The sequence below is a fragment of the Dyella sp. genome, from assembly GCF_036384435.1.
In the GTDB taxonomy this organism is placed as follows: domain Bacteria; phylum Pseudomonadota; class Gammaproteobacteria; order Xanthomonadales; family Rhodanobacteraceae; genus GSA-30.
In genome coordinates, this window is record NZ_DASVMI010000093.1 from 1 (window position 1) to 18332 (window position 18332).

At 62.1% G+C, this 18332-nt stretch carries 17 protein-coding genes; 15 read left to right on the plus strand and 2 right to left on the minus strand.

Features of this window, described 5'->3' with window-relative positions; translation table 11 throughout:
- Positions 1 to 1289, plus strand: a 1289-nt coding sequence (locus tag VF436_RS09015; RefSeq protein ID WP_330903678.1) for a TonB-dependent siderophore receptor, incomplete at its 5' end; no start/stop codon positions are given.
- 2 nt (positions 1290 to 1291) lie between these two features.
- Here VF436_RS09015 and VF436_RS09020 read toward each other — a convergent pair.
- Together VF436_RS09020 and VF436_RS09025 are read right to left on the minus strand one after the other, a co-directional pair.
- Positions 1292 to 2254 (minus strand): DUF535 family protein, encoded by a 963-nt coding sequence (locus tag VF436_RS09020; RefSeq protein ID WP_330903679.1) that lies wholly within the window; start codon positions 2252 to 2254, stop codon positions 1292 to 1294.
- Between the two features lie 117 nt (positions 2255 to 2371).
- Positions 2372 to 4804 (minus strand): TonB-dependent receptor, encoded by a 2433-nt coding sequence (locus VF436_RS09025; RefSeq protein ID WP_330903680.1) that lies wholly within the window; start codon positions 4802 to 4804, stop codon positions 2372 to 2374.
- 261 nt (positions 4805 to 5065) lie between these two features.
- Here VF436_RS09025 and VF436_RS09030 point away from each other — a divergent pair, with 261 nt between their 5' ends.
- From VF436_RS09030 to tolB, 14 genes are all read left to right on the plus strand, one after another.
- On the plus strand, positions 5066 to 5359 hold the full coding sequence (locus VF436_RS09030; protein WP_330903681.1) for a zinc ribbon domain-containing protein: 294 nt from the start codon (positions 5066 to 5068) through the stop codon (positions 5357 to 5359).
- 108 nt (positions 5360 to 5467) lie between these two features.
- Positions 5468 to 6058, plus strand: a complete 591-nt coding sequence (locus tag VF436_RS09035; protein WP_330903682.1) for a DUF3011 domain-containing protein — start codon at positions 5468 to 5470, stop codon at positions 6056 to 6058.
- A gap of 153 nt (positions 6059 to 6211) precedes the next feature.
- Positions 6212 to 7969 (plus strand): aspartate--tRNA ligase, encoded by a 1758-nt coding sequence (gene aspS / locus VF436_RS09040; RefSeq protein WP_330903683.1) that lies wholly within the window; start codon positions 6212 to 6214, stop codon positions 7967 to 7969.
- Positions 7970 to 8184: 215 nt separating this feature from the next.
- Positions 8185 to 8826 (plus strand): alpha/beta hydrolase, encoded by a 642-nt coding sequence (locus VF436_RS09045; protein WP_330903684.1) that lies wholly within the window; start codon positions 8185 to 8187, stop codon positions 8824 to 8826.
- 228 nt (positions 8827 to 9054) lie between these two features.
- Positions 9055 to 9777: a YebC/PmpR family DNA-binding transcriptional regulator gene (locus tag VF436_RS09050; RefSeq protein WP_330903685.1), complete on the plus strand. Its 723-nt coding sequence runs from the start codon at positions 9055 to 9057 to the stop codon at positions 9775 to 9777.
- A 101-nt stretch (positions 9778 to 9878) separates the two neighbouring features.
- A complete protein-coding gene (gene ruvC / locus VF436_RS09055) occupies positions 9879 to 10451 on the plus strand; it encodes a crossover junction endodeoxyribonuclease RuvC (protein WP_330903686.1) in 573 nt (190 codons plus the stop codon).
- Entirely contained in the window at positions 10448 to 11047 is a 600-nt protein-coding gene (gene ruvA / locus VF436_RS09060; RefSeq protein ID WP_330903687.1) for a Holliday junction branch migration protein RuvA, read from the plus strand. The genes ruvC and ruvA overlap by 4 nt, the downstream gene beginning before the upstream one ends.
- 4 nt (positions 11048 to 11051) lie before the next feature.
- Entirely contained in the window at positions 11052 to 12950 is a 1899-nt protein-coding gene (locus tag VF436_RS09065) for a potassium transporter Kup (RefSeq protein WP_330903688.1), read from the plus strand.
- A 290-nt stretch (positions 12951 to 13240) separates the two neighbouring features.
- Positions 13241 to 14281, plus strand: coding sequence for a Holliday junction branch migration DNA helicase RuvB (ruvB, locus tag VF436_RS09070; RefSeq protein WP_330903689.1), 1041 nt, complete (start codon positions 13241 to 13243; stop codon positions 14279 to 14281).
- Positions 14282 to 14428: 147 nt separating this feature from the next.
- The gene (ybgC, locus tag VF436_RS09075; protein WP_330903690.1) at positions 14429 to 14842 is read left to right on the plus strand and encodes a tol-pal system-associated acyl-CoA thioesterase; all 414 of its coding nucleotides are present in this window, start codon (positions 14429 to 14431) and stop codon (positions 14840 to 14842) included.
- A gap of 49 nt (positions 14843 to 14891) precedes the next feature.
- Complete coding sequence (gene tolQ, locus VF436_RS09080) at positions 14892 to 15581, plus strand: protein TolQ (RefSeq protein WP_330903691.1); 690 nt, start codon at positions 14892 to 14894, stop codon at positions 15579 to 15581.
- A 14-nt stretch (positions 15582 to 15595) separates the two neighbouring features.
- Positions 15596 to 16045, plus strand: coding sequence for a protein TolR (tolR, locus tag VF436_RS09085; RefSeq protein WP_330903692.1), 450 nt, complete (start codon positions 15596 to 15598; stop codon positions 16043 to 16045).
- Positions 16029 to 16988, plus strand: coding sequence for a cell envelope integrity protein TolA (locus VF436_RS09090; protein ID WP_330903693.1), 960 nt, complete (start codon positions 16029 to 16031; stop codon positions 16986 to 16988). Before tolR ends, VF436_RS09090 begins: the two co-directional genes overlap by 17 nt.
- Before the next feature lie 13 nt (positions 16989 to 17001).
- The gene (gene tolB, locus VF436_RS09095; RefSeq protein ID WP_330903694.1) at positions 17002 to 18330 is read left to right on the plus strand and encodes a Tol-Pal system beta propeller repeat protein TolB; all 1329 of its coding nucleotides are present in this window, start codon (positions 17002 to 17004) and stop codon (positions 18328 to 18330) included.
- Positions 18331 to 18332 lie beyond the last annotated feature (2 nt).

Consider the following 18332-nt stretch of genomic DNA (forward strand, 5'->3'; position numbering starts at 1 on the left):
TTCCGGGAAACACGGGCGACCATGCGGTGTTCCGTACAGCGCGTGCGGTATATGGCGTGCAGCACATGCTGGGTGAGGACTGGACCTTCCAAAGCCGTGGCCAGTATGTGGATCAGCGTGACAGTGGCCAGGATTGGTCGTTCTTCGATACCAGTTCCTGGGGCGATGCAGATGCCATAGCGCGCTCGTATCGTTATTCGGACACGTTCTACACCATGCAGAACGACTTGTCGGGCCATTTCAGCGCCGGTGGTCTCGATCACCGCGTGGTGCTCGGCGTGGATTTCGCACGTACCCGCGCGGGCACCGGCAATGGCGGCGATACCAATCTCCTGCAAATGAGCCGGCCGGTTTCCTTGAACCTGTTCACTGGATTCAGCCTGCCATCGGCGCGCGAGCAATCGGTGCTTGCCAATGCGTCGCAGCAACCGCTGGGCGCGGCATGGTCCTCCAACACGGGCGTGTTCCTGCAAGACCAGATAGCCATCGGCGACCAGTGGGACGTGCTTGCCGCCGTGCGTCGCACGTCCTATGAACTGACTACGCGCGATGCTGACGGTGACAGCCGCAAGCTGCGCAAGTCTCGTTGGGTGCCGAAGCTGGGAGTGGTCTACAAGCCGCTCCAGGATGTTGCGTTGTATGCGTCCAGTGCGACCGGCTTCCAGGTCGATTCGATGATCGGCCAGGATGGGCAGCCCTTGCCGCCCTCGGTGTCACGTCAGCTGGAAGTAGGTGCCAAGTTCGACCTTTTCGATCAACGCGCGCGCCTGACGACGGCCTGGTATCGCATCAAGCTCGATCATAGCGTGGACCTGGTCTCGCCCGAACCACCATTTTTTGCCATTCCCGGCCCTGGCCAGACCAACCACGGCGTGGAAATGGAATTCACCGGCCAGGTCACCCGAGGTCTCGACGTGACGGCCAGTTTCACCGACGCACGCATCCATAACGACGACAACAGCATCGCGACGGGGTCGCCACGCAGACAGGGCAGCCTTTGGGCGAGCTATCGTTTCCAGCGTGAGTCCTTGCAGGGCTGGGGCGTGGCCGGTGGTGTGTTCGCACGTAGCCGAACGATGGGCCGATCCACGGACGACCCCGTCTATTTCGCCATTCCCGGCCAAGCGAGTGTCGAGGCGAACATTTCCTACAGCGCGCTGCATTGGCGCACGACATTCGGCGTGAAGAATCTCTTTGCGCGCACGCTGTATGCGATCGATGCGTCGCAGAACTTCGTGCCCGTGCGCGAGGGACGAGTCTGGATGCTCAACGGTGTCTACGACCTCTAGCATCAGGCGCTGGCTAGTGCTTGACGCGCGGCGAATGCATGGGTTGCCATCGGCTCGGCACGTTGCGTTGGCAGGTGACGGACCAGGTCTTTCGAGTAGCCGGCGAAGGCGTGTGTGAGTAGGGTGCACGCTTCGCGGCGAAGGCTTTCGCGGCGATCTTCCAGCAGGCGGCGGCGTTGTGATCTGCCTTGAGGCATTGGCAGATCGACCGGCGGGAGGTCATAGCAACCGGCGTGATCGGGGATTCCGCCATGAGCGCGCAGGAAAGCGTCATCCACCGGGTTGGTGGCCTGGGGGGGATGCGCATCGCGTCCCACCGCGCGGATCTGCTCGAGGCCCAGGCTGTCGGCAAGCGCACGGATCAGCGACATCAACAGGTCTTTGGGCTGGAGTCCGCAACTGGCACGCACGAACTCACGCATCGCCGTGTCCCCCAGGTACGACCAGGCGCCCTGGATATTGCCGATCAACAAACCCTCGATTCCGCCGAAGGTCAGCGAGCATGAGGCGAGTACCTCCTTGTACTCATTGACCAGGTAGATGCCCAGCTCGCCGTCATGGGCGTGCACGGGCTTGCGCAGATGGATATAGGCCGGCGTGGCATTTTCCAGCCGCAGCATGGCGACCCGGATGTCATGGCCTCTGAAAAGGCGTTCACGCATGCGTTGCGGGAAACGTTCAAGCACGAAGGTGTAATGCGCTTCGATGATTTCCTGGCGAGTAGCCTGGGAGAAATGCCGGCTGATGTATGGCCGGTGCCAGCGATCATACAGACGGGGGTCGGACTCGCTAGCCTGGCGCAGCGCACGCGAGTGATGCACCCGGGTCAACCATTGTGTCTGCTTGGCCCCGCGGAGCAACCAGCCCTGCAGGCGGGCGATCCGCCGTATCGGGCCCTCGCCGTGCCGCCAACTGGCCTCCAGGGCGTCGCGCCAGAGTGCGTAGGTTGCCGGTGGCTTGTTCATGGATCGTCCTGCCCGATTGCATTCAACTTGAAAGCTATGACGTGCGGGACGCGGATTTTTGAAATGGGCTGCTTGTCGCCCCTCCCCGGGTGTGCCGGGAAGGGGCGAACCTGGGTCTTACCAACGGTAGGCGACCTTGCCGTAAACGTAGGCGCCGTTGAAGCCGAATGGCGAGAATACCGAGTATGGCAGCGAGCCGCCGTTGTCGTTGGCCTGGATCACGCGATCGGGATAGGTGTTGAACACGTTGTCGCCACCGAGCGTGAAGGTCCAGCGGTCAACGTTGTAGCTGACGGCAAGATCGAGCAGCCACTTGGCGCCAAAGGTCTGGTCGAGCGAGGCCGTGGTGGAGTTGTAGGACACGAAGCTGCCGTATCGCGTAAGCGTGCCATCGAGGCTCCAATGGCCTACGGTGTACATCTCGTTGAGGATCAATTTGCTGCGCGGCGTGGTATCGGCGAGCAACCCGTACTGGTCGCGGCGATCGATGCGCTTGAGGTTGAGGCCCAATGCATCGAGGGCGGCCGGATTGGGTCTGACGTCGGTGACCTTGTTCTTGTTGTAGTTGTAGCTCAGCGTCGAGGCGAGCTTGCCGGCGTCGCCGAAATCCGACTGCCAACTGGTGACCAGATCCACACCTCGCGTACGTGTATCGACGGCATTGGTGAAATACGAGATGCCGCTGTAGTTGGTGTTTGTGATGCCATTTGCGGCCAGATAGGCCTGCACGGTAGCCGAGGTGGTCGCCAGGGAACTGGACAGCGTGATGCGATTGTCGATCTTGATCTGGTAGACATCCACGCTGATGCTCAACGGATCGAGTGGATTCCACACCATGCCCAAGGTGTAGTTGTGCGATTTCTCAGGCTTGAGCTTTTGTGCGCCAAGCAACTGCCCGACTTGACTGGTCGCCGGCACCAGACTGGTGTTGTAGATGCCTGCCGGCAGGCCAAGCGAGTTACCTGTGCCGTAATACAGCGATGAGGTGGACGAATAGAACTGCTGTGCCAGCGAAGGCGCACGGAAACCGGTCGACGCGCTGCCGCGCAAAGCGAAGCGGTCGGTGAAATCGAAGCGACCGGATAGCGAGCCGGACGTGGTGCTGCCGAAATCGGTGTAATCCTCATGGCGAACGGCCAGCGAGGCGCCGAGGCGATCGGTCAGGTTCGTTTCCAGGCTTAAGTACTCGGCCACGTCGTGGCGGCTGTGCGAGCCCGCGTTGGCAGGCTGGAAACCGGCAAAGCCCTGTGCGCCGCCGCTGATGCCGGAGCTGCCCACATACCAGGACGGGGCGTCGCCCGCGTCGATACGATAGGTCTGGCGCAGGTATTCGGCGCCAAATGCCAAAGTCACGGCGTTGGGCAGCCAGCCGACGGACAGGTCCTTGGCGATATCCACATCCAGCGCCTGTTGCCCGGCGGCAAGGATGCCATCGTGAAATTGCGTCGGGCTGGAGCCGTAGTCATTGAGCCAGGCGCGGTTGACGCTGTTGCGTGTCTGGTAGGACACACGATTGCCACCCGCATTGGCACTCACGTCCCAGCGCCAGCCGCCGTCGGTCTTGCCGCGCACGCCGATGACCAGGGATTGATCGGTGGAATCGGCGTTCTCCAGTGGCAGGTAACCGTTGGGATAGATCGATGGCACCGAGTTGGCATTGGCCAGGCTGCGGAAGAAGGCTGGCGAGGTGCTGTCGCGATCTCCGTAGTGGCCAAAGGCGTAGAACTGCACCCCTGGCGCGATGTCGTACTGCGCATTGAGCAGCAGGTTGTGGTCCTTGACGGCCGGATCGCCGTAACGCTGAGTCACCCCTTCGAAGGCGCGAGCGCGTGTCACACCTGCGCGATTGGTATAGTCCTGGTTGCCATCCTGCACGGTCAGGCGAAGCCAGCCTTTATCGTTGTTCAGCGGAATGCCGAAGTTCGCCGACCCCTGCCATTGACGGCCGTCGCCAGCCGAGTACTGGCCGCCGGTGACTTCGACCGAGCCGCCCTGGGCGCCTTTCTTGAGCACCACGTTGATCACACCGGCGATGGCATCGGACCCGTATTGGGCCGAGGCGCCGTCACGGAGCACTTCGATGTGGTCGATGGCCGCCATCGGGATGGTATTGAGGTCCACCGCCTGCGAACCGCGGCCCAGTACGCCGTTGGTAAGGATAATGGCGCCCGGATGCCAGCGCTTGCCATCGACCAGCACTAGCACCTGGTCGGGCGACAGGCCGCGCAGTTGTGCGGGGCGCTGGGAATCGGCTGTATCGGCGGCGGCGGGGCGGGGGAAGGTCAGCGAGGGTATGATCCGCGCCAGCGCGGTGGAGAGTTCGCTGGTGCCGCTTTGTTGCAGTACTTGGGCGGATACCACATCTACGGGCGCGAGCGAGCTGTTTTCGGTGCGATTGTCAGAGCGAGTGCCCGTAACGATGACGGTGCCTAGGTTCTTGGCCTTGTCCGTGCCGGGCGTGTTGTTGCCGGCATCCTGAGCCGCCGCGTGCGTGCCCAGGGCAAACAGGGCAGCGCCGATCAGTGCCGGCAGTTTTTTTTGTACATACATGGATCGAATGACTCCCCAATCTTGGTGCGTTGCAGCAGATCGTGCAGGCTAGGGCCGCATGTCCTTGCGCGTCAATGACGATACGAAGACAGCGATATGACGTGTTCTTCTATCGACATACCCTTGGCCCACGCCCATACCCCGGGCGGCCTCCTGATGCGGCGGGATCGGCTGGCGTTGAAATTCGCCCCGCGACCCAGATAATGGCCGGCTGGTCGCCACTGAATCCATGGCGACCGATGGGATCGCTCTGGAGCCACCATGCCTATCTACGAATTCGAATGTTGCGCGTGCGGTCACCGTTTCGACCGTTTGCAGAAGATTGCCGATCCTGATCCCGAGATCTGCCCAAGCTGCGGTGCTCCGCGTGTGCAGCGCCGGCTCAGTGCGCCGCAGTTCCGGCTGGCCGGGGGCGGTTGGTACGAAACGGATTTCAAGAAGGACGGCGACAAGAAGCGCAACTTGGCAGGTGACAGCGCGGCGCCCGCACCCGCACCAACACCCGCTGCGGCGCCTTCGCCTTCGCCTTCGTCCAGTAGTTCGTCAAGCGACTGATCAGCTAGCTGAATCGCAACATTCTGCGTGGGTGGCGTCGGTATTTGCGAAGACGTGGCTTGCCGGTAACTTGGCGAGACCGTTTAACGAAGTCCAAGGAAGTATCGCGTGAACGCCTTTTCCAAGATCACCCTGTCGGCCGCCTGTGTCCTGGCCGCGTTTACCGGCATGACACTCACGCGCGATGCGCAGGCCCAGCGTTACGGTGGACGTAACGACGAGGTCTACTGCGCCAGCAACGACGGACGTGGCTCTCGCTGCCAGATGCCGTGGCGCGACTCGGTGCTGTCCCAGCAGATGTCCAGCGCCAGCTGCATCGAGGGACGGACCTGGGGCAGCGATCCCTATAGCGTCTGGATCAAGGGCGGTTGCCGCGGCAATTTCCGTGATGCGCGTGGTGGCTTCGGGGGCGGTGGTGGTAATCGCGGAGACAACGGTTTCAGCGGTGGCAACGGCTTTGGCCGAGGCGGTGGTTGGGATAGCCGCGATCGCGGACCCGGTCGGGAGATCTACTGCGCAAGCAACGATAACCGTGGTGCACGTTGCCAGATGCCCTGGCGCTATTCTGAGCTTTCGCGTCAGATGTCGAGCTCGGCGTGCATCGAGGGCCGTACCTGGGGCAGCGATCCCTTCAGTGTCTGGGTGAAGAATGGCTGCCGCGCGCAGTTCGTCGAGGCAAGAGGCGGTCGTCGCTGGTAACCATGACATCGTCCAGGCGATTCCCATCAGCCCCGGTTCTACCGGGGCTGATGCGTTTAGGGCCTTGCATCGCCTCGATGGCGTGCCAGTGCTACCATTGGAGGTCTTTTCTCCCGTTTCCTTCAAGGGCATTTCGCCCGGAGTTTCAAGCGCATGCGCACGCATTTCTGCGGACTCATCGACGAGTCGCTGGTCGGCCAGACCGTCACCCTCTGTGGCTGGGTCAATACGCTCCGCCTGCAAAGCCATGTGGCCTTCGTGGATCTGCGTGACCATGAGGGTCTGGCCCAGGTGGTGGTCGAGCGTGAGAATGCCGCCGCGTTCGCTGTTGCGGGCGAGATCGGCTATGAGTACTGTTTGCGCGTGACCGGTACGGTCCGCAAGCGTTTGTCGGCCAACGACAAGCTCAAGACGGGTACGGTCGAGCTGCTGGCCGACAGGGTCGAGGTGCTCAATGCCGCGCGTGACCTGCCGTTCGCGCTGCACGAGAACCCCAACGAGGACATGCGGATGACCTACCGCTACCTCGACATGCGTCGCCCCGAAATGCAGCGCATGATGCGTACCCGCATCAAGCTGGTGCAGACCTTGCGCCGGTACCTGGACGCACGTGGCTTCCAGGACATCGAGACGCCGATCCTGACCAAGGCCACGCCCGAGGGCGCGCGCGACTATCTGGTACCAAGTCGTGTTCATCCGGGACAGTTCTATGCGCTGCCGCAGTCGCCGCAGTTGTTCAAGCAGATCCTGATGATGGCCGGCTTCGATCGTTACTATCAGATCGCTCGCTGTTTCCGCGACGAGGACCTGCGCGCCGATCGCCAGCCGGAATTCACCCAGCTCGACCTCGAGTTCGCCTTCGTTGAAGAACAAGACGTACAAGATTTCGTCGAAGAACTGATCCGCCATGTGTTCAAGGAAGTACAGGGCGTGGAACTCGATGCCAGCTTCCCGCGCATGACCTGGGAAGAGGCCATGCGTCGCTTCGGTTCGGACAAGCCGGACCTGCGCATCGCGCTGGAACTGGTCGATGTGGCCGATGCGCTCAAGCATGTGGAGTTCAAGGTGTTCGCCGAGCCGGCCAATGATCCGGCCGGTCGTGTGGCCGCGCTGCGCGTGCCCGCCGGTGCCACGCTTTCACGGAAGGAAATCGACCAGCTCACCGAGTACGTGGCCAAGTATGGCGCCAAGGGCCTGGCTTGGTTGCGTGTGGATGACCTGGCCAAGGGACGCGAGGGCATTAATTCTCCCGTGGCCAAGTTCCTCGACGATGCCGCGCTGGACGCGCTGCTCAAGGCAACCGATGCGCAAAGCGGCGATATGCTCTTCGTAGGGGCAGGCAAGTGGAAGACCGTGACCGATTTCATGGGCGCGTTGCGCCTGAAGGTGGGTAAGGATCGCAACCTTGTCGATGCCGGCTGGCGCCCGCTATGGGTTACGGATTTTCCGATGTTCGAATTCGACGACGAGCAGCAGCGCTTCGTAGCCCTGCATCATCCTTTTACCGCGCCCAAGGTGGATGACATCGCCGATCTGCGCGCCCATGCGGCCACGGCGGTGAGTCGCGGCTACGATATGGTGCTCAACGGTAACGAGATCGGCGGAGGTTCGATTCGTATCCATCGCCCGGAGATGCAAAGTGCGGTCTTCGAGTTGCTGGGTATCGGTGCCGAGGAGGCCGAGGCCAAGTTCGGCTTCCTGCTCAAGGCGTTGAAGTTCGGCGCTCCGCCGCACGGTGGCCTGGCCTTCGGTATCGACCGCATCGCCGCCTTGATGGCTGGTACCGAGTCCATCCGCGATGTAATCGCCTTCCCCAAGACCACCAGCGCCCAGGATCTGATGACGGACGCGCCGTCGCAGGTTTCCGAGCCGCAGTTGAAGGAATTGCACATACGTTCGGTCGTGGAGTAAAACCAGCGGCCGTGGCCGCCTTTACAGCCGCTCGCTATCGCTCGTTGTCAATGATCAACAGGAAATGCCTGGCGCCCGATGCAAAGTGCTCTTTGTGTTGATCATTGACGATTGACAGGCCGCGTAGCGACCGGCCTGACCCGAGAGCGCCAAGCGTCACGGTAAATCCGTGTTTCTCGGGTTATCCTGTCAAATCAGTCCTTAACTGCACGCCCATGTCCGATCACGTCATCCTGTTGCATGGTCTGTGGATGCGAGGTTTCTCGCTGATCATGCTGCATCGCCGCCTTATGGAGGCGGGGTTTCGTGTGCATCGATTCGACTACATGAGCCTGGCCAGCCAGCAGGAGCGCGTGTTGGGGCGGTTGCATGGCCTGATGAAAGACCTGACCCCGGCCACCCAGGTACACCTGGTAGGGCATAGCCTGGGAGGATTGCTCGCGCTGCGTGCCTGCACAACCGATGACGACCTGCCGCCAGGGCGCATCGTCTGCATGGGCTCGCCGGTGCTGGGAAGTTCCGCCGCCCGCCATCTGGCGGCCATGGGGCGGGGAGGCGAGGCGCTGCTCGGGCATAACCGCATGCTGCTGGAAAACGGCCTGGAGCAATGGATCGGCCGGCGCGAGGTGGGCATGATCGCTGGCTGCACGCCTATCGGCCTGGGCTCGATGCTCGCTCATATCCCCGGCGCTCATGACGGTACGGTGGCGGTCGCCGAGACACGGCTCCCGGGCCTTGCCGACCACTGCCTGGTGGAAGCCAATCACACCGGCCTGCTTTTCTCACCCACGGCAGCCAGGCAGGTCTCCTGTTTCCTGCGCACCGGGCAGTTCGAGGTTTTGGCGCTTTCGGCGTGATGTCGGCCGCTGACGCCGCATGTGAACAGTAAAAGAGAGAAGGCGGCTGCGGAGCCTGCTACGCTCTTTCTGTTTACCCTTTACAGTGCCGAAGGCGCGACTTCACAGGCGGCGCCAGACGCCGGCCTCACCGACCAAAGTGGCCGACCTTACGGGCCGCGTAGCGGATACCCCCACGACCAGCTAAAATTCGCCGCTTGTCCGATTCACGCTCGCCAGGAAATTGCCATGGGTAGAGGCCCGTCCATTGAAGGTCGCAAGAATGCCGAAGACGCCAAGCGCGCCAAGGTGTTCACCAAACTGATCCGCGAGATTACCGTGGCCACCCGCGCCGGCGTGCCTGATCCCGCCTCCAATCCGCGCTTGCGCGCGGCCATGGACAAGGCGCTGTCGGCCAACATGACCAAGGACACCATCGAGCGCGCGATCAAGCGCGGCTCGGGTGCCGATGGCGGCGCGGCGATGGAGGAATTGCGTTACGAAGGCTATGGTCCGGGTGGCATCGCCCTGATCATCGACTGCTTCACCGATAACCAGACCCGCACCGTCGCCGACGTACGCGCCGTGCTCAACAAGAACGGCGGCAACCTGGGTACCACCAATTCGGTGGCCTTCCAGTTCACCCGCTGTGGCGAGCTGGTGTTTGCCACCGGCGGCGACGAGGCGAAGGAAGAAAAGGTGCTTGAGGCGGCGCTGGAGGCCGGTGCTGACGACGTGATCAACGAGAATGGCGAAAGCATCGTTATCTGCGCGCCGGAAAACTTCGAGGCAGTGCAGCAGGGCCTGATCGATGCCGGATTGCACGCCGAGCATGCCGGCGTCACCATGCGACCGAACAACCGCGTTGCCGTGTCGCCGGAGAATGTCGAGACGTTGCAGACCCTGCTGGACAAGCTCGATGCACTCGATGACGTCAGCGAGGTTTCGCACAATGCGGTGATGCCGGCGTGATTTTCATTCGTGCGACTCGCCTCCCGGCGCTCGTGGCCTCGTGCCTGCCTTGCGTTGCCACCCGAGTCCACGGTTGACGGTCGTCGCGACCGCCTCTTTTCATGCCAGCCTTGCCATCCACTGGGCTTCAGGTCCCGAGTCCCGCATCCCGGGCGGTCCGTATTATCGGTATCGACCCGGGCAGTCAGCGTACCGGCGTGGGCATCATCGACGTCGATGATGCCGGCAAGCTCTCGCATGTCTTCCACGTGGCCCTGGCCGTAGCCGGCGAAGCCAGTTTCCCGCTACGCCTCAAACGCATCTTCGACGAACTGTGTGACATCATCGCCGCCCATCAGCCGACCGAGTGCGGTATCGAGCGTGTGTTCATGGCCAAGAACGCCGATTCGGCCCTGAAGCTGGGGCAAGCCAGGGGCGCGGCGATCTGTGCGGTGGCAAGCCGGGGAATCGAGGTACACGAATATGCGGCCACCGAAGTCAAGCAGGCCGTGGTCGGTAGCGGCCGCGGTGACAAGACCCAGGTCCAACATATGATGGGTGTATTGCTGGCGCTGAAAGGTCCGTTGCAAGCCGATGCGGCCGATGCACTGGCCGTTGCCGTGGCCCATGCTCATACCCGCGCCAGCATGGTGCGCGTGGGTATTCCCCGAACCGCTTGGAGAAGGCGTCGATGATCGGCCGATTGCGCGGCATTCTGGTATCCAAGCAGCCGCCGTGGTTGCTGGTGGACGTGGGCGGCGTGGGATACGAACTCGAAGCGCCCATGTCTACCATTTATGACTTGCCGCAGACGGGGCAGGAAGTCACCCTGCTCACGCATTACGCGGTGAAGGAAGACAGTGTTGCACTGTACGGCTTCCTGCATGAGTCGGAGCGCGCGTTGTTCCGCAGCTTGCAGAAGGTCAGCGGCATCGGCGCGAAGATCTCGCTGGCAGTGTTGTCCGGCGTATCGACCAACGAATTCGCACGCCTGGTGCAGACGGGCGATGTGGTGGCGCTGACCAAGATTCCCGGTATCGGCAAGAAGACCGCCGAACGCATCGTCGTGGAATTGCGCGATCGCGTAGACGGGCTTGGCGCCGCCGTTTCGGGCGTCACCCTGGCATCACCGGGCGCTCCCCTCGATCCGGCCGGCGAGGCCACTGTGGCGCTGCAGCAGCTTGGCTACAAGCCGGCGGAGGTCACTCGTCTGGTGCAGAAGGTCGCCGCCGAGGGCGATAGCGCCGAAACCATCATTCGCAAGGCGCTGCGCGCCGCACTCGGGAGCTAGAGTCGTGGATCATCATCATCAGCCGGATGCTTCGCAGGATACGAAGCGCAGGTTGGCCGCTCTTGCGGCAGGCGCCATTGGCGTGGTCTTTGGCGACATCGGTACCAGCCCGCTGTACACGATGAAGGAAGTGCTGAGCACACATGGCATGACCGTCACGCCTGAAACCGTCATGGGCGTGTTGTCGCTGGTGTTCTGGGCGCTGATCATTGTTGTGTCGCTCAAGTACGTGATCTTCGTGATGCGTGCGGACAACAAGGGCGAGGGCGGCATCATGGCGCTAATGGCGCTGGCTCAGCGCTCGATGGGTAATTCGTCGCGAGCGCGCTGGATCCTGGCCGTGTTCGGCATCTTCGGCGCGGCACTGTTCTACGGCGACGGCGTGATCACGCCAGCGATTTCCGTACTCGGTGCCGTGGAAGGTGTCGAACTGGCCGCGCCGGCGCTGTCCAGCTATGTGGTGCCGATCTGTCTGGTGATCATGGTGCTGCTGTTCGCCTTGCAGCGCCACGGCACGGCCAAGGTGGGTGCATTGTTCGCGCCGATCATGTGCGTGTGGTTCCTGGTGGTGGCCATACTCGGTGCGCGCCAGATCATCGAGCACCCTCATGTGCTGATGTCGGTTAATCCGATCTATGCGGTGCGTTTCATCCTGGCTCACGAATTGCAGGCATTCATTGCACTCGGTGGCGTGGTGCTGGCACTGACCGGTGCTGAGGCGCTCTACGCGGACATGGGACATTTCGGCAAGAAGCCGATACGCCTGGCCTGGTTTTTCTTCGTGTTGCCGTCCCTGTTGCTCAACTATTTCGGCCAGGGCGCGTTACTGATCCACAATCCCAAGGCCATCGACAGCCCGTTCTACATGCTGGTGCCCGATGCGTTGCTGTACCCGGCCATCGGCCTGGCGACCGCCGCTGCGGTGATTGCTTCGCAGGCGGTAATTTCCGGTGCTTTCTCGATGACCCGCGAGGCTATCTCGCTGGGCTATGCGCCGCGTATGCGCGTGGTGCATACGTCACGTGAGATGTCTGGGCAGATCTTCGTACCATGGATCAACGGCCTGCTGCTGGTGCTGGTGCTGGCCGCGGTCATCGGCTTCAAGAGCTCGGAGAACCTGGGTGCGGCCTATGGCATTGCCGTGACGGGCACCATGACCATGACCACGCTGCTGGCCCTCGTGGTGGCCCGCAAGCAGTGGAAGTGGAACTGGTTCACCGTGGTGGTGGCCGGCGCCTTCCTGCTGACCATCGACTTGTCGTTCTTCGGCGCCAACGCGCTGAAGATCGCCCATGGCGGCTGGTTCCCGCTGGTGCTTGGCGTGGTGGTATTCGTGATGATGACTACCTGGCGCCGTGGTCGCGAACTGGTGGTGCGCGAGATCAAGCAATCAGGTCTGGCGCTGGAACCATTCATCGATAATATCCACGAGCACCCGCCGCTGCGTGTACCGGGTACGGCCGTGTTTCTCACCGCCAATCTCAACGCGGTGCCGCATGCCCTGCTGCACAACCTCAAGCACAACAAGGTGCTTCATGAGCGCAACGTGCTGCTGACGGTGGACATGCTCGAAACGCCGGTCGCCGATGCTGAGGAGCGCATCGATATCCAGCCGCTCAACGGCGAGTTCTATTGCCTGACCCTGCGTTTCGGCTTTGCCGAGGATCCGAACATTCCTCTTGCGCTGACGCAGTGTTCGCGTGAAGGCCTGCCGTTCGAAATGATGGACACCACGTTCTTCCTGTCGCGCGAAAACATCGTGGCCGACGAACGCCGCCCGGGTATGGCGCTATGGCGCGACAAGTTGTTTGCCTTCATGGCGCGCAACGCGATGCCGGCGACGGCGTTCTTCCAGATTCCGGGTAACCGTTTGATCGAACTGGGTGCGCAGGTCGAGATCTAAGGGCCAGGGTGTGAGTGGAGATAGCCTAGGTGTGAGTGGAGAGAAGTGAGGAGCAAGTGAGAGCCAGTTTGCGGACCATGGCTGCCGATGGAGTGGTTTGGCCGACTCGCCTTTGCTCTCTCTGTTCTTCCCGATTTCGGGCAACTGGTTGATCGAGCTTCAAGGGCCAAGGTGCGAGTTGGGCAGGAGTGAGAGAGGACTGGGGTGGACCGTCGGATTGTGGCTCGCCAGTGACGTTAATCGCTCAGGCTCACTTCTCACTCCTTTTCACTCACTCCTATAATGGCCGCATGGCCGACCACCGCATCATTACTGCAAGCAACCAGCTCGACGACGAGGCCCTGGAGGCTTCGATCCGTCCCAAACGGCTGGCCGAATATCTTGGTCAGCAGGCGGTGCGCGAGCAGTTGTCGATCTATATCGAGGCGGCAAAGAAGCGCGGCGGCGCATTGGACCACGTGCTCATCTTCGGGCCGCCGGGCCTGGGCAAGACCACGCTCAGCCATGTGATCGCCAACGAATTGGGCGTCAACGTGCGCTCCACCTCTGGCCCGGTACTGGAGCGGGCAGGGGACCTGGCCGCCCTGCTGACCAATCTCGAAGCCCATGACGTACTGTTCGTGGATGAGATCCACCGCTTGTCGCCCATTGTCGAGGAAGTGCTTTACCCGGCAATGGAAGACTTCCAGATCGACATCATGATCGGTGAGGGCCCGGCAGCACGTTCGATCAAGCTGGACCTGCCCCCGTTCACTCTCATCGGCGCGACAACCCGTGCTGGCCTGCTGACCGCGCCGTTGCGCGATCGCTTCGGCATCGTGCAGCGCCTGGAGTTCTACACCCCGGCTGAGTTGACGGCGATCGTGCGTCGTTCGGCGCGCATCATGGGTATCCCCTGCGAGATGGAGGGAGCCGAGGAAATCGCGCGCCGCTCGCGTGGCACGCCGCGAATCGCCAACCGCCTGCTGCGCCGCGTGCGCGACTACGCCGAAGTACGTGCTGGCGGGCAGATCACCCGTAGCGCCGCGCAGGCGGCCATGGACATGCTCAAGGTCGATGCCGAGGGCTTTGACGAGCTTGATCGCCGGCTGCTGTCGACCATCATCGAGAACTTCGATGGTGGCCCGGTGGGCGTCGAGTCACTCGCCGCAGCGCTCAGCGAAGATCGCGGCACCCTTGAAGACGTGGTCGAGCCGTACCTGATCCAGCAAGGCTTCCTGGTACGCACGGCCCGCGGCCGCATGGCCAGCGCCAAGGGCTGGCGTCACCTCGGGTTGACGCCACCGCCGCGACAGTCGGTCGGCGATCTTTTTCAGGGCGATGCGGGATAAGAACGGCGACTGGGGCCGAGAGCCGGATGCAGATCCGCCCGCCTGAGGTCATCAAACCCTGCTTTGGCATCCTCCACGTTTGAACCAGGGCTTCCTTTCGCGCCTCCACGACCCACCTCCCGTCCCCGGGAGCAGCCAAGCGTATTTATGCACCCAGAGTCTCACTCATCTCCCTATGCCTGGCCCATTCGCGTCTATTGGGAAGATACCGATGCGGGTGGGGTGGTATATCACTCCAACTATGTGAAATTCCTCGAAAGAGCGCGCAGCGAGTGGCTGCGTGGGCTGGGCGTGCATCAGTCCAGGGTGCAGGAAGAGACCGGGCTGGTGTTCCTGGTGAGGGAGATGCAGCTCGATTTTCTCAAGGCGGCCCTGCTGGATGATGAATTGCGAGTGACAGTGGAAGTCAAAGAACGCCGTTCAGCCAGTATCCTTTTCACTCAGAGCATCTTTCGGGCCGATGGCACCGAATTGCTACGGGCGATGGTCCGGATAGCCTGCGTCGACACACGCCGCATGCGCCCGGTACCGATCCCCGCAGGCCTCATCCCCGGCCTGTGACCCTTTCATATTGACCTTCAAGCCCTTACGCGGCGGAGTACCCCGAGCAATGAACAGTGGATTGGACATTTTCAAGCTGATCGCCGAAGCGAGCATCCCCGTGAAGCTCGTGATGCTGGTCCTGCTGGTGTTCTCGTTCATGTCTTGGGTGATCATCGTGCGCAAGTACACCCAGCTCAAGGCGGCCCATGAGAATGCCGAGTCCTTCGAGGAGCGCTTCTGGTCGGGTGCCGACTTGGCGCAGTTGTTCCGTGAGGTGAGCAATCGCGGCGCCAGCAATGGTGGCCTGGAGAACGTCTTCGAGTCGGGTTTTCGCGAATTTGCCCGCCAGCGCCAGCGCCGGGTGCACGACATGCGCCTGGTGATCGAAAGCTCCGAGCGCGCCATGCGGGTGGCTGGTACGCGCGAGATCGGCGCGCTGGAGCGCAACCTGGAGTTCCTGGCCAACGTCGGCTCGATCAGTCCCTACGTGGGCCTGTTCGGTACGGTATGGGGCATCATGGGCGCCTTCCAGGGCCTGGGCGAAATGAAGGACGTCACCATTTCGGTGGTAGCGCCGCATATTTCCGAGGCGCTGATCGCCACGGCCATGGGCCTGTTCGCCGCCATCCCGGCCGTGTGGGCCTACAACCGCTTCGCCAACAAGGTCGAGCGCGTCGCATCGCGCTATGAGGTGTTCCAGGAAGAGTTCTCCTCCGTCCTGCAGCGCCAGATCCAGACCGATGACGCGGCCGCCTGAGGGGCTGGGCAATCATGCGTAACTCAGCGCGCCACAAGCGCCACAAGCTCAAATCCGAAATCAACGTCGTGCCGTACATCGACGTGATGCTGGTGCTGCTGATCATCTTCATGGTCACCACGCCGATGCTCAACTCCAACGTCGACGTCAACTTGCCGCAAGCCAACGCCAAGTCGCTGCAAGACAAGAAAGACCCGGTGATCATCTCGGTCACCCACGACGGCAAGTTGTTCCTGACACTGGGTACGGCCAAGAAAGAGCCGATCGACGAAGACAGCCTCAAGACCAAGGTCGGCGCTTTCGTCAAGGCCAATCCGGATGTCAGCGTGCTGGTGGCGGGCGACCGCGACGGCAGCTACAACGGCGTCTACCAGATCCTCACCGACCTGCAACAGGCCGGCGTGTCCAAGGTAGGCCTGATGAGCCAGCCTGATTCGGGCGGGAAGAATGGCGCGTCGAAATAATCCCGACACCAGCAGCAAGGGTACGCCCCTCGCGGTGGTCGTCTCGGCGGTGCTCCACCTGGGCATCGTGGGCTTCCTGTTCCTTGCCACGCTCTCGTGCACGTCGTTCGAGGGCTTCTTCGCGGCCTTGCACCTGCCCGACGGGTGGAACCCGATTGCCTGTGCCAAGCCGATTCAACTGCCGGGCGAGCCGATCGAGGCCGTGCTGATCGGCCCGACAGGTGCGCCTCCGCCCAAGCCCCCCAAGACCAAGCCGGTGGCCGATTCGGTGCCGCCGCCACCCTCCGTACCACCGCCGCCGACGCCCACGCCGCCCAAGCCTGTAAAAGATCCGCTGCCGCCGCCGCCTGAGCATCCTGATGTCAAGGACCAGGAAAAGGTGGTGCAGGATGCTGAGCAAAAAGCCGAGGACGCCAAGCGCGAGCAGGAAGAGAAGCAGCGTCAGCGCCAAGCCGACCTCGATGCTCAGGCCGCCAAGAAAAAGGAAGAACAGAAGAAGATCGACGAGCTGTTCCAGCAGTTGGACAAGGCCAGCGCGCAGACCAAGAAGAATCAGAGCAAAGCGGCTCAGGCGCAGCGGCAATTGGCGGACCTGAAAAACGCCAAGGATGACGGCTCGCCGGACCTGCCCAATGCTGCGCAGCGTCAAAGCGGCCAGGCGGGTAAGGACAACAGCTTGCTGGCCCAGTACCAGGCGGCTATTCAGAACGCCGTCACGCAGAATTGGCTACGCCCGGATAACATGCCGAGCGTTCCCTGCGTCGTTCACATCGTGCAATTGCCTGGAGGCGACGTGATGAGCGCGAAGGTCGACTCCAACTGTCCCTACGACGAACCAGGCAAGCGGTCCATCGAAAATGCGGTCCTGCGTGCGCAACCGTTGCCCTATAAAGGCTTCGAGAGCGTTTTCCAGCGTCAAATCGATTTCACTTTCAGGCCCTGATACTCAAAGCCTTATGCGCAAACCAATCTCCCGTTTCGCCCTCATTGTGTTCGTAGTCGCGGCGGTGATCGCCGGTCCGGCGGCGGCACAGTCACTCAATATCGACATCGCCCAGGGCATCAAGACCGCCACTCCGATCGCGGTGGTGCCTTTTGCCCAGGCTGGCGGCGCTCCGCTGCCGACCGATGTGGCGGATGTCATTCGCAACGATTTCAACCGCTCCGGCAAATTCCGCTCGCTGGCCAAGAACGAGATCGTCGAATTCCCCAGCAAGGGCGCCGACATCAAATTCGCGACCTGGCGGCTGCTCAAGCAGGATTACCTGACCATTGGCCGCATCAGTGATGCCGGTGGTGGCATGGTGCGGGTCGAATACGAACTGTGGGACGTCAACAAGCAGCAGAGCCTCCTGGCACAGGCCTACACGGCCCCGGCAGGAGACCTGCGTGGCGTGGCCCACCAGATCGCCGACCAGATCTACGAAAAGATCACCGGCGTGCGTGGCGCATTCTGGACCCGGGTGGCCTACATCACTGCGGTTGGTTTGGGCAATAACACCACTTATTCGCTGGTGGTTGCCGATTCGGATGGCTACAACCCGCAAGTCGTGGCGCGATCGCGTGAGTCGCTGTTGTCGCCGTCGTGGTCCCCGGATGGCAAGAAGATCGCTTATGTCTCGTTCGAGAGCGGCAATTCGGCCATCTACGTGCAGGACATCACCACAGGCTCGCGCCAACTGGTCTCGGCGCATCCCAAGGGCATCAACGGCGCGCCGGCCTGGTCGCCGGACGGCAGCAAGCTGGCCATGTCGCTGTCCTATGTGGGCAACCCCGAAATTTTCGTGCTCAACCTCGGCAGCCGCTCGGAAACGCGTCTGACTAACAACCTGGCCATCGACACCGAGCCGGTGTGGTCGGCGGATGGACAGAGCATCTACTTCACCTCCGACCGCTCGGGGCGCCCGCAGATCTACAAGATGTCGGCCAGCGGTGGCGATGCCCAGCGCATCAGTTTCCAGGGCCAAAACAACGCCAACGCCTCCGTCAGCTATGACGGAAAGCAGATCGCCATGGTGCAGGGCAACGGGAACGTGTATCGTATTGCTATCATGGACCAGAGTCTGGGTGGTCAGGTGCGCTACATCTCGCCGGGGCCGATCGACGAATCCCCGAGCTTCGCACCCAACGCCAGCATGCTGCTGTACGCGGCGACCGAGGGACGCAAAGGTGTGCTGTATGCCGTTTCCAACGACGGCATGGTGCGCCAGCGCTTGGTATTGGCCGATGGCGATGTACGCGAGCCCGCCTGGGGACCGTACCGTGAGCGGCAGTCGCAGCCCTGAGG